The 15097-nt window shown below is 53.8% G+C and carries 11 protein-coding genes; 3 read left to right on the forward strand and 8 right to left on the reverse strand.

Translation table 11 applies throughout. From position 1 onward, the window contains the following. The 4 genes from AABB92_RS22585 to AABB92_RS22600 all read right to left on the reverse strand — a co-directional run bounded on the left by AABB92_RS22585 (window position 1) and on the right by AABB92_RS22600 (window position 7941). Window positions 1–165: a hypothetical protein gene (locus AABB92_RS22585; protein WP_161797064.1), complete on the reverse strand. Its 165-nt coding sequence runs from the start codon at window positions 163–165 to the stop codon at window positions 1–3. Window positions 166–319: 154 nt separating this feature from the next. Next, window positions 320–601 carry a hypothetical protein gene (locus AABB92_RS22590; protein ID WP_046103137.1) on the reverse strand — a complete coding sequence of 94 codons (282 nt, stop codon included), beginning with the start codon at window positions 599–601 and terminating at the stop codon, window positions 320–322. 8 nt (window positions 602–609) lie between these two features. Then, entirely contained in the window at window positions 610–1038 is a 429-nt protein-coding gene (locus AABB92_RS22595) for a hypothetical protein (protein WP_031378207.1), read from the reverse strand. Between the two features lie 30 nt (window positions 1039–1068). Further along, window positions 1069–7941 (reverse strand): SNF2-related protein, encoded by a 6873-nt coding sequence (locus AABB92_RS22600; protein WP_046289633.1) that lies wholly within the window; start codon window positions 7939–7941, stop codon window positions 1069–1071. Window positions 7942–8128: 187 nt separating this feature from the next. On the opposite strand from AABB92_RS22600, the gene AABB92_RS22605 reads away from it, so the two are divergent. Continuing rightward, window positions 8129–9721 (forward strand): phage portal protein, encoded by a 1593-nt coding sequence (locus AABB92_RS22605; RefSeq protein WP_238585888.1) that lies wholly within the window; start codon window positions 8129–8131, stop codon window positions 9719–9721. 995 nt (window positions 9722–10716) lie between these two features. Here AABB92_RS22605 and AABB92_RS22610 read toward each other — a convergent pair. The 3 genes from AABB92_RS22610 to AABB92_RS23510 form a co-directional block, all read right to left on the reverse strand. Further along, complete coding sequence (locus AABB92_RS22610) at window positions 10717–11163, reverse strand: hypothetical protein (RefSeq protein WP_052720727.1); 447 nt, start codon at window positions 11161–11163, stop codon at window positions 10717–10719. Between the two features lie 228 nt (window positions 11164–11391). After that, window positions 11392–11649: a Thoeris anti-defense Tad2 family protein gene (locus AABB92_RS22615; RefSeq protein WP_031378033.1), complete on the reverse strand. Its 258-nt coding sequence runs from the start codon at window positions 11647–11649 to the stop codon at window positions 11392–11394. Further along, window positions 11642–11800 carry an ash family protein gene (locus AABB92_RS23510; RefSeq protein ID WP_152659139.1) on the reverse strand — a complete coding sequence of 53 codons (159 nt, stop codon included), beginning with the start codon at window positions 11798–11800 and terminating at the stop codon, window positions 11642–11644. The genes AABB92_RS22615 and AABB92_RS23510 overlap by 8 nt, the downstream gene beginning before the upstream one ends. Window positions 11801–12076: 276 nt before the next feature. Here AABB92_RS23510 and AABB92_RS22620 point away from each other — a divergent pair, with 276 nt between their 5' ends. Both AABB92_RS22620 and AABB92_RS22625 read left to right on the forward strand, forming a co-directional pair. Next, on the forward strand, window positions 12077–13078 hold the full coding sequence (locus tag AABB92_RS22620; RefSeq protein WP_031378032.1) for a hypothetical protein: 1002 nt from the start codon (window positions 12077–12079) through the stop codon (window positions 13076–13078). A 391-nt stretch (window positions 13079–13469) separates the two neighbouring features. Then, window positions 13470–14360, forward strand: coding sequence for a hypothetical protein (locus AABB92_RS22625; RefSeq protein WP_031378031.1), 891 nt, complete (start codon window positions 13470–13472; stop codon window positions 14358–14360). Here the strand turns inward: AABB92_RS22625 and AABB92_RS22630 are convergent. Further along, window positions 14357–14848 (reverse strand): glycoside hydrolase family 24 protein, encoded by a 492-nt coding sequence (locus AABB92_RS22630; RefSeq protein WP_031378030.1) that lies wholly within the window; start codon window positions 14846–14848, stop codon window positions 14357–14359. The two genes, AABB92_RS22625 and AABB92_RS22630, sit on opposite strands and share 4 nt — an antisense overlap. Between the last annotated feature and the right edge of the window lie 249 nt (window positions 14849–15097).

Below are 15097 nucleotides of genomic sequence, written 5' to 3' on the forward strand. Positions count from 1 at the left end.
TTACTGATGGGCCATCCACATGAACGCCAGGCTATAAATAATACCGAGCGTACTGAAGCAAAGCACGAAGAACCTGCCGATCACATTAGAAAAAGACGTGGCTTTTGCAGAAACAGCCTTGTTTGAGGTGGCATTAACAAAATCACGCTGCGCTAAATTATTCATGGTATATTCTCTTTGTTTGGTGCAGGGGTGTACGTCGCCAAACTGAACCCCTGCAAAGTGAAAGCCCGGCCTTATGGTCGGGCTTTTTCTTTGTCGCAGCCTTAGCTGCTTAATGCAATCTAAGGGTTTTCTAATTTAACGTCAATTAAAAACACTACTTTTCGTCACTTTTCACCTGCGACAAGGCTTCACCGGCATTTTTGAGCCGATTTAACGCGTCTTGCAGTGCGGAAATCCAGCTGCTTTTATCCAGTTCCCGTACCCGCTTAACTCTCTCCTGTGTATAAGGATTAATCACCCAAACCCATGCTTCATGATCCTGGCGATTGCGCATCGTAAATACCCCGGTTGGGGGGTAAAAATTCAGCTCAGCACCATTGGCATAGGCATAGGCTTCCAGTTCCTCCAGCTTAAGGTACTTGTTCTCTCGCGGCACGGTGTCTCCTAAAATCTTCTTTTCTCTATGGATTCATCATAGCTGACGTACATGTAAGGTTCAGTATCATCCGCCGAAGGCATCACGGGAAGCAGATGTACCGCGCTGAATACGGCATCGTTTTCGGTACGGTCGTCAGCGTACAGGTGCGCAGCTATGACCGTAAGAGCGGGACGTGAAAGCGAGTATATTTCAGCTACATCGCTTTCGACTACCTGCCCAAATTTAGTAGTAGCATGTTCCAGCAATAACGTTTTGACGGCTGGCCACCACGGACCAAATGCCCGGTAAGCAAACCTCGCACTGCTGACGCGTTTTACTAAATTTTCCAGATAGTTTACTAAAAACGCCTCTTCGGTTCGCCCGTCCAGCGCCAGCGGTAGCAGGCTCTCGATGTAGGTTTCGGTTGGCTTGATGGTATCAATGAGTGTCGTCATATTTGACGGCCCTTGCGGGCCGCTCCTGAATTATGCGTTTACGATATCGGCGCGCAGCGCATCGAGATCGTGAGAGGAAGGGATTAGCCATGCGGCCTGTGTGAACTCATTACCGGCGACAGGATCCTCTTCGAAGTTCCAGAATTTTGCGCCGTACTTCTCTTTGATCAGGTCACGCACCTGCTTACGCTTCAGTACCGGCTTATCGCTGGTATCCATCAGGACATAAGCGCCACCTGCTGGGAAGTCGATTTTAAAGGTACGGTTTCGCCACTTACGCGAAGCAACCAGCTCCAGCTCGTTTTTCATGACCTGGAAGCCATCGGACTGCTTCTGTACCTGAATGGTGCGTACTGTCGTTGCCGCGGCCGCTGCGAGTCTGCTGGCCTCTTCACGGCGGGCCTTCACAACGTCTGGCGACAGCTTGCCGGTTATCAGCGCTTTGTAGTCATCCCACGTCATCGCGTACTCCCGGTATTCGCCCTTCTCCATCCGCTCCAGCCACGCATAAACCATCGTCAGCTGCTGCTTGATAGCGTTGGATGATGCGAATGTTTCCGCACTAATTCCGGCATCATCGAGCGCGCCCAGTGTTGCGCCGGCGCGTAGATAAATTGCAGCCGGTGACTCTGTAACGGTCGCAGCCCGGTCAACGTCACTGAAAGCGTCAAACTTCGACTTTACAAGCAGCACAGCAATACCGGCCTGGCTGTCGCTCTCGCTCATCTGGCGGAATTGCTGCAGCGCGGCGGCGGCATACTGCTCTGTCAGTGATCTGACAGCCTGTACCTTGCCGTCTGCCATCTCGTTACGCAGCTGATCGAACATACCTTCGTACTCATGACGGTTAGAGAAGCCCTCCATGCCGTTACGGAACTGGCGAAGACTGATAACGTTGCTCCAGTAGTAACGGTCCTGCGCCGAACCCAGGAAGGCGGCATGTGCCTCTTCATCATTCGCGCCGGTCACTGTCCGCTTTTTAGAGTCGTTCGCTTCGAAGTCGGCCACCAGCCGTTTGAAGACTTTAACCACGTCCGCCATGCCCGCCTGCTTCCCGTAAGCCTGCAATGCGGTATCGTAATTACGGCCAAACATTGCCTTAAAGAAGCCCTGCGCGCTGTAGATGTTGTTATCGACGCTGTACTGGTAAAGCTCACGCTTCAGCTGTTCGTCGCTATGGTCAGGGTACAGCCACATTTCTGCCGATCGTTCTTCGCTGGAGCTGATCGCGCCGCCGCCCAGGTAAGCCAGTTTCAGCCTGCCATCATTGTCGCGGTACAGCCACCCGTCTGTGCGCACGTTCAGGACGCCCGCGTGAATGGCAGCGTAAAAGTCAGCGCGGCTCAGCGTGTCCACCAGCTCTGCCGGTTCAATGCCCCGTGCAGCCTTCTGAAGTGCTTTAGCCTGGTCAGTGGTGATATCCACGCGATCGCCCACCAGCGCGGACGGCATTTCTGCAAAACCACCGATGTTCGGCCCGGTATAACTGCGCAGCGGCTTATGGATCAGCTCAACCTCAACCGTATTTTTCTCCGGGAAGAATTTACGGATCTGGAATACGCCCTTTTCCTGACGGTCATCGTTCATCCAGATTTCATAGCACGCGCCAATCCGTACCAGCTGGCCGTCCGGCAGCTTCATGTACTGCTCCGGGGCGCGCAGCACGTCCGGATCGACTTCCAGCGCGCCGGACTTAATTGCACGTTCCACTTCCCCGCGGGAGCGTTTGATAGTGCTGGCCGCGCTTTTGGAGCGCGTCAGCGCCTTACGTGCGCCGCCCATCTCCTGCTCCAGCTTCTTTTGATTCGCCAGGCCTGCACGCAGTGCAGCACGCGCCGTTCGACGATCCTGACCGCGCCAGGCATCAGCTGATCGCTTGCCGTCTCTTTCCAGCTCACGGTTATAGGCCGCTTCTGCGTTGGTGACGTCTTCGCGCAGACCATCAATCTCGCTGTTAATCGCATCAAAGGCAGCAGACAGCTTGGTAATGTTCTCTTCCAGCACTTCAACTGGCGTGGCAGCCGCAACACTTGCCTTCAGGTAGATATCCAGCGCGGCAACGGCTTCACGTTCGGCCTGCTGGCGGTCCGCTTCACGCTTCGCTTTCAGCTGTGCATCCACGCGTGCGCGGCGCTCTTCCGGGTTAGCGGCCAGCAGCAGGCTCTGCTCTTCTTTGGACTCCACATCACCGTTTCTGATGCTGGAAACGTCAGATTTCATGACGTCGTTGATCCAGTTTTTCTTGCGCTGCAGCGTCTCCAGGCGGAATTCGTCAAATGACCCTTTGCCACAGTAGTAATGCACGCGCATGGTGTCGCGCTCGGAGCCCACGCGGGCGCCGCGGCCGTTGCGCTGATCGATGCTGGCAGGCGTCCAGGGCAGTGTCAGATGGTGCGTATCGGCGGTGCCTTTGTGCAGGTTAATCCCAACTTCGGCCTTTTTGTTGCAGATGATGATCGGCGTGCGGCCTTCGTTGTAATCAGCGGCAATGCCTTCCATTCCGGCCAGAGAGGCGTCGCTCAGCGCGGCCTGATAATCCTCATAGCGCGCAAGATCCTGATAGTACTTATCCCACGCGCCATCTTTGAAACTGCCGTCCGCCTTTTCCACCGGCTCAATCGGTTTCTTGACGGGCTTCACCTTCACGCCCGACGCTTTGCTGACTGTCGTCGCGTTGATGATGCCGATCTGCTGCTCAGTCAGGCCCAGGGCGCTGGCGATGATGCGGCGCAGCTTGTTGTGCTGGGACTTTTCATCCATGAAAATGATCTGTTTACCGTCTGGCAGGCCTGCCTTCAGGTTTTCAATCAGCGCGGCATACTTCGGTGGTACCGGATGCGAGACGTTTTCCATGCTGATACCGGCAGCGGCGATCGCTTCCAATACCTGCTGCTCCAGCGTATCGCTCACCACCAGCTCCACGACGCCCCCGCGATTCTTCAGCGTGGTCTTGACTACCTTGCTGGTGCGCGTGTCGGTTAGGCCGGTTTCCGCGTCCTCAGCGGTCTCTTCATCATCACCGGCAAGCAGCTGGCCACCAGCCTCACCCGGCAGCGCCCGCGCCACCTGTTTCGCCAGCTCTGTGTCCTCTTCACGGAAGCGGAACGTGATAGCAGAGCGGTACAGGTCCGGATCGATAACCACCTTATCCATGTCGCGGATAACAGAGAAAATGAAATCGTCGTCGTTCTGCACAATGGACATAGTACCGTCGCCATTGTCCTGCAGGGATTCCTTCTGCCCGATACGGCTGGCGCGCTGGCGCAGCTCTTCATAAAGTTCCTTCTGGTCGCGGGTCATCGGCACACCCACGGTTTTCTCGTCGAGGCCTGGGATCTTCACGCTGTCTTTCACATCAGCAGCAGATTTCAGCGTCGTCCAGCGGTGGAAGATGCCGCGCAGACCGTCCAGGTTTTTGAAGCCCACCAGCCCCTGCTTGTCCTCCAATTCGCCTGAAATCTTCTGCACAGTTACGGATTCGGTTTCACCGAACACTCGCACAAAGTCATCCGGCGTCAGAATCCCCATCGCCTTCCATTCATCCAGCGACACGACGTGTGACAGCATGTTAAAGGCGTCAATCGGGGAGTTGACCAGCGGTGTGGCGGTCAGCATAACGACGCCGCGGCCGTTGTACTTCTTCATCATGTACTGGCTTTTCACGGCCATATCGCGGGCAATCTTGGAGACGGACGGATTAGGCAGGTAGGCCAGCTGGCCCGCTTCACGTCCGGCGCTGTGCGAGTTGCGATAGTTATGCCCTTCGTCTGCGATCACGCTGTCAAAGTGCATATCCTCAAAGTAAGGGATCTGGCTCTTTTTCTTTGTGCCGGTATCGGCGGCTTTGTCGCGGAGTTTGTTACGGGACGTGGCGGCGCGGTGCGTGGACTTCATCAGGTCCGTGCGGCCATTCTCAATCTGGTTAAAGACCGCCTGGCTGGAGTTTTCCTCGATTGTCTCTGGGCGCATCGGGATATCGCCAAACTGCTCTTTGGTCATCACCACGGCGCGATAGTTGGAAACCGGGATCATATTCATGCGCTCAAGCACGGTTGCGGCCGCGGACTCTTTCACGACATTACGCATCACCGGCTGGCCGTCTTTGTCCAGTTTCGGCTCGTTGTTCTCGTCGCGCTCCTGGGCCTGCATGATCTGGCCATCTTCGCCGCGCACTTCGTCCAGCCCGACAAACAGGATGTTCTGGAAGGCCTCGGCGCTGTAGAAGCCCTGGGCTTCGTGATACCAGTTCTGGAGGACCGCTTTTGGAACAACGTAGACAGTTCGCTTACTGCGCCCCACCTCGTAGTTATAGGCTTCCAGCGCCAGCGCCGTGGTAGTTTTACCCAGACCTGTGCCAAAGCCCATGATGCCGCGGCCGTCTTCCGACAGGCGCCGGACTTCCGCATTCTGATAGCTCAGAGGAATACGTTTGCCGCTGATCTGCTGCAGCTGCAGCGAGGCAGACGAGTGCTCAAACGGAACGTAGCCGTTAAAGGCGTCGTTGTAGTCGCTGACGACGGTTTCCACGTCCGGGTGCGTGCGCAGCCAGTCGTTGAAATGTGACTCCAGATCGCTGATGCGCTTCAGGTACGCATTGGCATTTACCCCGCGTGGCTTCACGCCATTCAGGTAGTTTTCGAGCTGATTGTAGTAGCCGTCTTTGTAGCTGGCGCGCTTGAACTCGGTCACGCCGCCTTTGCTGGTGACAGAGCGAACCTGGTAGCCAGAGAAAACGCCGTCTTTGCCTGCGTAATTGTCTTCTGCGGTCAGATAACCGTTGTCGTTTTCCAGGTCCTGCGTGTATTTGAAGTCATCAAAGCCCTGCTCGATCAGAAACTCTTTGATCAGGCGGCGGTCCAGCCAGCGGGCATTGAGGTTAACCGTAATGTCTTCGATCGGCGTGTGATTGCGCTTCTCGTTAATGGCTTCCAGCTGGCGGACATAGTTCGCCTTTACCGGGCCATCCGGCGCGTCGTCAATCAGCCCCGCCAGGCGGGTGACTTTGCCGCGCACGTTCCCGCTGGTGGCGCGGGCCAGCGGCATGATGTTGCCGTTGCCATCGAGGGCGATCTCCGGGAAGGTCGCCAGGTGCGCCAGCAGCGCGTCGTCATCCTCCGGCAACTGGCCGGTAAACGCGGTGCGGAAGGCGGCCAGCGCAACCGGAACCATATCAACGTCGCTGAAAAGATGTGATACCACCTGTTCCGGGTTGGTGAAATCAACTGCCACAGCCTCGCTACGGTCGATGGTGCCGTTCAGCAGCGCCGACAGATCGCCTTCACGGCTGACGTTGGCCTGAAAACTCAGCCAGCCCTTTGCGCTGGCGTCAGACAGCCCCACCAGCTTCAGGCCTTTCGGCGTGCCGTACTGGCCCACCTCTTCGCTCACAAGGCGGGCAGCGTCGGCAATGATGCCGCTGGCGTCGCCGCCCAGCATCTGTGTATTCAGCGCGTCATTGATGCGCAGACCGATAATCGAGGCACGCATAACGCGCCAGCGGTGGCCGGGCTTTTGCTGCATGGCGAAACGGATCGCGGCGTGAATGCGATCGTCAAACAGCTGCGGGTATTCCACGCTGGCGGCATACAGGGCGCGGCTGTCCAGCGACAGCATGCCGTTGATGGTGCGCGTTTTTGTCTGCAGGTCGCCAAACGTCGCCGCGCCGAACCGCTCCGCGTCGATCCCGCTCGATGCGGTGGTGGCGTCTTTGATAAAACGAGTGCCGTCATAGGTGTGCCAGACGCCAGCCATGAGGCGCTTATCACCTTCAACCGGCGACTGCCAGACGGCGGCAGGCGTACCCAGCCGATCCCAGTCGATACGGCTATCAAAGCGGCGCGACAGCGCGGCCTTCATTGCCGCATTGGTCAGCTGGCCATCTTTCTTCACCACCAGGATGTTATTGAAGTCAGATCGCTCGGTTTCACCGTGAACAAAGCGACGGCCTTCGGTTTCGAACCACTTGCCCCGGATGAACGTTGGCCATAGCACGCTTGCCGCCTCAAGCGACTGTTCATCGCTATCATGCACCAGCTGCGTCAGCGCTTCGGTATGCTTTCGCAGTACCCACACATCCACCACCGTTGCGGTACCGCTTTCGGCAAACGTGCCGGACGGCATGCGGTGCGCGCCCAGGAACTCCGCCACACGGGAAACGCGATCGCGCAGCTTTTTGTTGTTGCCGCCGCCGTCGATCATGCCGTTCGGCACCACCAGCACCACCAGCCCGCCATACTTCACCTTGTCGATGGTGCGCATCACAAAGTAGTGGCCGACGTTGGTTTCATCGCGGTAAGCGGGGTCGAGCTCGGCAAAGCCAGTGCGCGAGTCGCCAAACGGCACATTGCCTACAGCATGGTCATAACTGTTATCCGGCACGGCTGCCGCCAGCATCTCAAACGCACCTAGGCGAACATCGTCCTCCGGGTGCAGCAGCTGGTTAATGCGTCCGGACGTGTCCGAAATCTCCGCCGACGTCATCATGGCGCCAGCCGGTTTTGTCTCCTGAAAAACGCCAGTACCAGCTGATGGCTCCAGCATGTGACCGCTGGTGATGCCGTAATCGGAAAACAGATCCCAGATACCCTCGGCCATAAACGGCGGCGTGTAGTACTCATACTGACTGCCGCCGCTGCCCTCAAGACCGCCCTCACCACTGTAGCCCGCAAGCACCCGGCGCTGATCGTCGGTCAATTTATTGCCGTCGAAGCCCTGGGGCAGTGAGTTAAGCAGCGCGATCGCATTGTCGTTTGCACTCCGGCGCTCACGCTGCAGGCTCACGCCCTCCCGCTTGGTCACGCCAAACGCTACTACGGTCCGCTGTTTGTGCAGGCGCATGACCAGGCGGATAAGTTCCTCAACCGATCCCGCCTGCTGCACCGCCCTGTTTGCTGGATTTTCCACTGTGTAACTTTCCCTCAGATTGCATAAAGCGAATATGATTTATTGGATTCTAAAGGTTTATTAAATAAGGCGTATAAATTTGACTAATAAAAATAAGGCTTTGTCCGTTTTAAGCGCATTGAGGCAGGCATTCCGGGGAGCGACGACACAGGCACCACAGAGCCTTGCCTGGACCAACGGACAGAATGTGGTCGTCTCACGCTCCGGGCTGGCGGCGATGGCCTACAACGAGGGAAAGGCGGGGGAAATGACTTCCGCTGGTGATAGTCTTTACCTGGGCGCGGAGCTGCCGCTGGACAGGCTGCAGCGCTATGCAATTCTGGAGGAAATGGCGAATAGTCCGACGTGCTCAGCCGCGCTGAATATTCACATCGGCCACGCACTCTCGCCGGATAAAAAAACCGGGCTTGCATTCGCTATCGTGCCGGTCGATCCGTCCGACGAAGAAGGCGCGGCGCGGGCGAAAGAGCTGCAGGACGATCTGGGCGCGATGATTAACCGGCACCTGCCGTCGCTGGCCATGACGATGGCCATTTTCGGCGTCTCCTACGTGCGCCCTTATGCCCGGACCGGGAAAGGGATCACCAGCCTGGAAAACAGCTATTATTCGTTGCCCTACTTCATTCAGGAGTTTTACAAAGGCGATCAGCTGGTGGGATTCGGCGGTGACTACGTGCTGGCACCCGATACCCACACCCGCACACTATCAACCCCGTGGTCTCTGGTTTCGATGAAAAATCCGTACTGGACCCCGACACGCAACGTTCAGCCCGTGACGTCCGGCAATCGTGGTTACTCTCTGCTATCAGAGGAAGAGGACAAGGAGGTTGCGGAGACACAGAACTACGGCACCAGCTTCCTGGCGCATGCCTATGAGCCTTTCCTGAATCTGGTCGGCGCGCTGAATGCGCTGAAGGCAACACGCTACAACGCCGCCAAAATTGACCGCCTTATTGCCCTGACAACCAACTCACTCGATCCGGTGGTCGGTGCGAACTACACCCGCACTGTGTCGCAGACGCTCAAGCGCCACGGCGAAGCACTCCAGAAAAAAGCGGTTAACGGCAACACAATGCCAACCGTTATGAACCATGTGATCCCGGTGATGGGAGAAGGTAAAAACGGCATTACGATCGATACGCAGTCGATACCCGCGGACATTACCGGCATTGAGGACGTGATGTTTCACCTGCGCCAGCTGTGCGCTGCGCTCGGTATCGACTCGACTATGCTGGGCTGGGCCGATCAGATGGCGGGCGGGCTGGGTGAAGGCGGCTGGATTCAGACGGCTATACAGGCGGCACTCCGGGCGCAGTGGCTGCGACAGGGCGCGCAGGAAATGATTTACCGGCTGATCGATATTCACCTGGCATTCAAATACGGCAAAGTTTACCCGGTTAAGGATCGGCCCTATGTAGTTCAGTTCAACTCAATGAACACCGCCATTCAGGAAGAAGAAAACCGGGAATTGGACGCCCGCGCCAACTTCATTACCCTGATGGTGCAGGTCATGGACGCGCTGCAGGCTAACAACAAGCTGGCGGAGAACGACACGTTCATGCGCTACCTGTTCAGCGATCAGCTGAAAATGGACGGCGGCACGCTCGACAAAATGCTGGCGGAGTTTGAGAAGAGCAGGAAGAAGGCGGACGCGCAGGATGAGGAAGGCGGTAATGGCAGCATGATGAATGAATCAGCGCCTGGCGGTTCGGATCCGGAAAGCTGGACGCATGACGAGCTGGTGGCATTTGCCCGTTATGTGACAACACCCGACAACTGACCAGCGTTTAAAAAAACCGCACATCCAGGGGATGTGCGGTTGATAAACGCCTTATCAATGCGATACAGAAGGATGTGAAATAAGAGTGATATTTAGCCGTCCTGTAAATCAATAACCCAGAGAGACTGACAGGCAGCTTATTTTTTCTGCGGCTTTCGGGCGGTGTTTAATAAAACAGACGCATCAGATTCAGCTGCATTTATCTCAGGAAGTGCCGCGCAGTATGGACACGGCATCACCCCTTTGTAACTTCGTTTTGCCACGCTCAGTGCCTGTAACAGTGAATAACAGCTGCCAATAAATGTCCTGCCTTCCTTAGCGGGTAGCCGGGGACAGTCAATCCGGTGCAGCAGTAACCCGCTGTTACCGTGGTCACTGACGTAGAACTTTATGGCGCTGTACATGCCATATCCTTTTGCTGCGTGTAATGGAAGTACCATTCGGAATTGTTGCTATTCGTAATTATCCATAATCCGTGATAGCCGCAGTCGTGTCTATGTAAAATTTATATATCGAACTTTTTCACATTAGCTCGTCTGCGTTAACAAAATTTAGCACTCTAGTTTTAATTTTAAAACATTTTTTAGTGAACTCTATATTTATCCTGTCCTAATCACCATTCGCATTGTTTACAATGTAATCACTTAGTGGCATGTAAATCCCTGAATTTCAATCTTTACATCGGAAAATCTTAGCCAATTCAGTATATCTAATGAGAATTATGCTAGGCTAAAAAAGCCATGTAAAAATGAATTTTACTGCATTGCATTTTATCGCCCTACCTAAACTCATTAAATAAAACAAGAGGTAATTTTACCCTGATCATTAAAATTATTGCTTCCTGTTTAGTTAACACCAAAAATTATTATTAAGGGTTATTATGTTAATGCTTAATAACATCTTAATTGCAGGCAAAAAAAACCGCACTTGAGTAAGCCTTCGTGCGGTTACAGACAGCCACTTTTCAGAAAGCTGCTTTGCGATATTGGATGCAGCTAATTAGGCCAGTCATAAACAAAATGTTGTACAGCAACAGCCTCAACACCTTTTTTAATTTTCACAACCTGCTGCGGACCGGCCTGCTCCCGCGCAATTGCCTGTTTCATCAGTGGAGCAGCAGGCTTAACAGGCTGGCATGCCTGCGTCGCTATCGCCTTCTTTGCTTTGGGCGCAGGCCTCTTTTTAGGTTTCTGACTGAGATTAAGCAGTCGCTCCTTGCGGGAGTCTTTTTCTTCAGGATTCTGGATTTTTAAACATTCTGGGCATCGCTCAGAATTACTGTGATGGCCCAGTGCCACAGTCATTGCCTGTTGCGGGGTGTAGAGCGTGCCGATAAATATCCGGCTTTCAGGCGTTTTTGGGAGAAGTTTACAGCCTTCACGGTGCATCAGAATACCGCTTTCATGGTGAAAGCAGACATAGTATTTCTTAGCCTCTAACATGCTAATTCCTTTATGCAATATTGATCCTGTTTAAACAGGAGAAAGATAATGATATTGATTATTATTATTGGTAGTTGGTCTGCGGGTATGGAGCCTGTAAATTCAGCCTGGCACTAAATTTTACGTACCCGAATGAGAATCCGAGGCGTACAGAGTTAATCAAAGTAAATTAACGGACGCAACCTGAACCGGACCTGATATCTCAGCCATAAGCAAAATCATGACGCTTCAGTGTAGCAGCGAAATAACTCTCCAGTCAGCTGAAATAATGTCGTCAGGAGTAGGATCATAAAAAGACAGTACGCCTGACTCGCTCATGACAATAAACTGCCTCTGACTGTCAGCGTCTGTTTCAGTGAATACATGAACAGGTGTATCGCCCCATTTGGTACGACGACAGATATTACTGTCCGTCTGGCTGATAGCTGTCATGGCGTGGTTGAAACCTGTTTCCGCCTGGGGTGGCGTGTCGGGGATATCAGACATGAAATGCTCCCTGTGCTTTGAGACGCGTCACAACGGGAGGTTCCAATCTCCGGGTGGTGACGTTGACAGGGTTGGAACTACCGGTGCACAAGAAAACCGGCCTACCCGAAGGTAGCCCCACCAACGCCACCATTGATACGCCCGGATTCATCCGGACGTGGTAGCGCCGAAGGCACTATGTGCCAGTTCTTATGCTTTGGCAGGGTTCCAATCCTGACCGCTAAACTCATGCGGCGCGCACACTATAGCCACCATGCTGATAAATTCAATATGTCTTATGTGAAATTATCCACTGGTCATTAGATCCAGATGCGACTGAATAATCGCTAACCTCATAAATTACAACCTTTCTACCATCCCTTCGCGCTGGTGATCGCCTGCGCTGCCGCCGCTTTGCGGGGTATCCCATTGTGATTATGAGGTTTTTATGAACACTCTCCGCACTGTTACGGACCGTTTTTCTCTGATTGATAAAATCCGCCGCTTCACGCCACAGAATGACCGCAATTACCTGCTGCGCTCTGTCCGCGAAACGTTCGCCAGCCCCGAAACCCTGGAGCGAATCCAGCTGGGGGAAATGTTCGGGTATTACGGCCACGGACGCCGTGCCGCCTATTACGCCAAGACCGGGCGGCTCAATCTGCCGGAATTTGCAGTTGTCATGATCGACGGCAAGCCGGTGACGCTGGAAAACGTGCCGTCTAACCGGACGCTTGAGGCCAGCGTGGATGATAACGGTATCGTGACGCACGTTCAGGAGATCCTGGACACCGAGCCTGGCAATATCGTTGACGGCATGAACCGTTCCCGCGCCGGTGGCTGGTCATGGGCGACAGGCGGCGATGACAACGCCATTTCCAAAGTGACCAGCTTTCACGGCTTCGATTATGTGACCAATCCGAACTATATCAGCCAGGATCACCCTGCTCTTCTGCTTGAATCGGCCAGCGAACGCGCTGACGCGATGCACGCGGGCCTGATGGAAAAGGGGTATTCAGAGAACCAAGCGGCTGACATTATCCAGCACTTTGAAACACTGCGCGGCCAAGCGCCAATGATGGAGTCTGCTGATTCTTCGCTGATGGAATCTGCGCTTCACATTGAGCATGGAAAGCGTCTGGAGCTGGAGGAACGTCTGCGAAATGCGCAGCTGATGATTGAGAACGCAGGCACTGTCGCAAAGGCACGCCGCCGAATTATGAAGGATGCGCTGGCTAACATGCCGCTTTTTTTAAGTAAAGCCCAACAGGCGGCACTATGCCGGATGGATACGCCAGAAGACGCGCAGATCGTCGCGGCAATGCTGGAATCAATCGGCACAAGTGCAACGGCAACGCTGCCGATCGGAACCGCCTACCAGCACACATTACCAGAGACGCGCCCGCCAGCCGTGGCCTCAGCACCGCTGCTGTGGATTAACCTAAGATAAGAAGAGGAAAAAGAAATCGTGCCCTGAAAATAGGGGCACGTTTTAGTGATAACTAAAAATTAGGAAAAAACTGAGTGTTGATCCTTTATCGGATCACGTTTATCATCCGGCCTCAAATTCAGTTTAGCGGCTGAATATGAAGACGAAAAAAAATCGCCTGTTAGCGCAGACGATTTTTAAACAACATTGCGTGGTTTAGCGGACCACACCGGCGTTGTGCCGTACAACTTCTTTGGTAGGAAGTTGCTTTTAAACCACTGACTCAGGCATTGCACCTGTTGTCTCGTGGAGGACACCATCTCTTAATTCCCAGTAGCAGGGAGTTAAAGCGTGCCCGTATCCCAAACAGGAAGGAACAAAAAATAATGTCCAACTTGAAGGAACAAAAAGCGTGCCTATAGTAGCTAAAAGCGCCGATCCCGGCAACACTTTTCCCGTACTTCGCTCAAATAACGAGCACAGATCTGTCCGAATTACAGGCTTTGATCTCACCCCTATTATCGAACTTTCCCCCCTCCCAAAGTCAGTTACCCGTGTCTTAAAATTCGCCTGCAATCTGGCCGGTTCCACGTCCGATTTCATCATCGTCAAATCGCTCAGGAATTTGGCCGAAGAAGCCGGTTGCAGTATCTCTACCGTTCAGCGTGCTTATCGTGCTGCAGTCAAGTTGGGGATCCTCAGCTATGAAGAGCAGCGTGACGAGAAAAATCATAGCGTCAGCAAACCCAGTAAATACACGTTTACCAGTAAAGCGCTGTCCTTTGTCCGGGCCAGCCTGGAAGCCCTGAAAGAGGCAAATCTGAAGCCGTCCGGACGCCAGACCATAGTCCGGAGAGTTATCGCTAACGCCTTCTTTAAAAACGATTTTATCCACAACACCCCTAGTCAGAATGAACAGGCTCCCCCTGGTCAATCTGACCAACAAGAATTAAGAGATTCCTCCAGTAAAAGAGAAATACAAAATGGGGAGCCATTAAATTCTGTGATTGAAAAATCGTCAGAACCACAACCGGCCGCGGTGAAAAAATTCGGGATCTACCAGAACACGCAAAAGCAGCTGGCAGCAGCATCGTCAGCAGCACAAAATGAGCGAAGCGCAGAAGAGTATCAGCGTAAAGGTGGCGTACTGCATGAAGCCTACCAAGCGCTTAAGTCCACGTTCAGGGCAAAGCCTGCTGGTGGCAGGATGCCGAAAGGCCGCCGCTACTCTGACCCATTGAGCGGCAGCTTTTCGGCGGGTTTGGATTACTCAGTCATACCTGAAGGCTTTCGAGGCTGTTAATCGGTAACAGTGCCACCAGCGTTCACATAGGCCGTCAGCAGCGCTTCAATCTTGTGCGTTTTCTGACCATAAGGTGAGCCAGTGAGCGAGGCCCAGATATCATTGGTTTTACCGATCGCCGTGCGGATCCGCCCTGCCAGTACGTCTGCATAAGCACCCTGCTCTTTCAGCAGCTGATCGAGTAACCGCTCCTGTGAGGCAGGACTAAAGTCAGGCAGACACAGCTGCTTTTTGTAGGCAGGCCAGTAACGATAAAGCTGCTGATAGCGGCCCGCAGCAGTAGACGCCAGGCTTTTTTGATTGAGCTGTTTTGCAGGGCGATGTGCAAAGGGGTGATCGCTAAAATCGGTGAAGATTTCGCCCTGTTTTTCGCCCAGCCCGGTCACGATGACGTCATAGCCACGCATACGGGTTAACGGATGAGTACTGGTGCCTTCGGAAAAGGCCAACATGTCGCCAAAGGCTTTACGGTTTGGGGATTGGTCCATTATGGTTCCGCTCTCTGTGTTGATGAAGAGACGGACTGTATGGAGTTTGTATTTTGCAGCGGAAAAAAAGCCGCATTTGTTCTCTGGCGGGGTAACTCGCATACGCGCTATCGCAAAAAAATGGATTTGACAAATATTAGTAATTGTCTGACTTTAAGTAATCATTCACAGCATAGCCGGGCTGGTCAAAGGGGCTAAATGCGCATGGATGTTATTAAAATACTAGCCATCAAGAGTTCTCTATCACGG

It is taken from the genome of Pantoea brenneri (assembly GCF_038594305.1).
GTDB classification, from domain to species: domain Bacteria; phylum Pseudomonadota; class Gammaproteobacteria; order Enterobacterales; family Enterobacteriaceae; genus Pantoea; species Pantoea brenneri.

Bases quoted from the DNA above. Each gene is read 5' to 3' on its own strand.
- AABB92_RS22610 (WP_052720727.1), bottom strand. From the start codon at position 11,163: ATGTTAGAGGCTAAGAAATACTATGTCTGCTTTCACCATGAAAGCGGT.
- AABB92_RS22620 (WP_031378032.1), top strand. From the start codon at position 12,077: ATGAACACTCTCCGCACTGTTACGGACCGTTTTTCTCTGATTGATAAA.
- AABB92_RS22615 (WP_031378033.1), bottom strand. From the start codon at position 11,649: ATGTCTGATATCCCCGACACGCCACCCCAGGCGGAAACAGGTTTCAAC.
- AABB92_RS22630 (WP_031378030.1), bottom strand. From the start codon at position 14,848: ATGGACCAATCCCCAAACCGTAAAGCCTTTGGCGACATGTTGGCCTTT.
- AABB92_RS22585 (WP_161797064.1), bottom strand. From the start codon at position 165: ATGAATAATTTAGCGCAGCGTGATTTTGTTAATGCCACCTCAAACAAG.
- AABB92_RS23510 (WP_152659139.1), bottom strand. From the start codon at position 11,800: ATGAATCCGGGCGTATCAATGGTGGCGTTGGTGGGGCTACCTTCGGGT.
- AABB92_RS22595 (WP_031378207.1), bottom strand. From the start codon at position 1,038: ATGACGACACTCATTGATACCATCAAGCCAACCGAAACCTACATCGAG.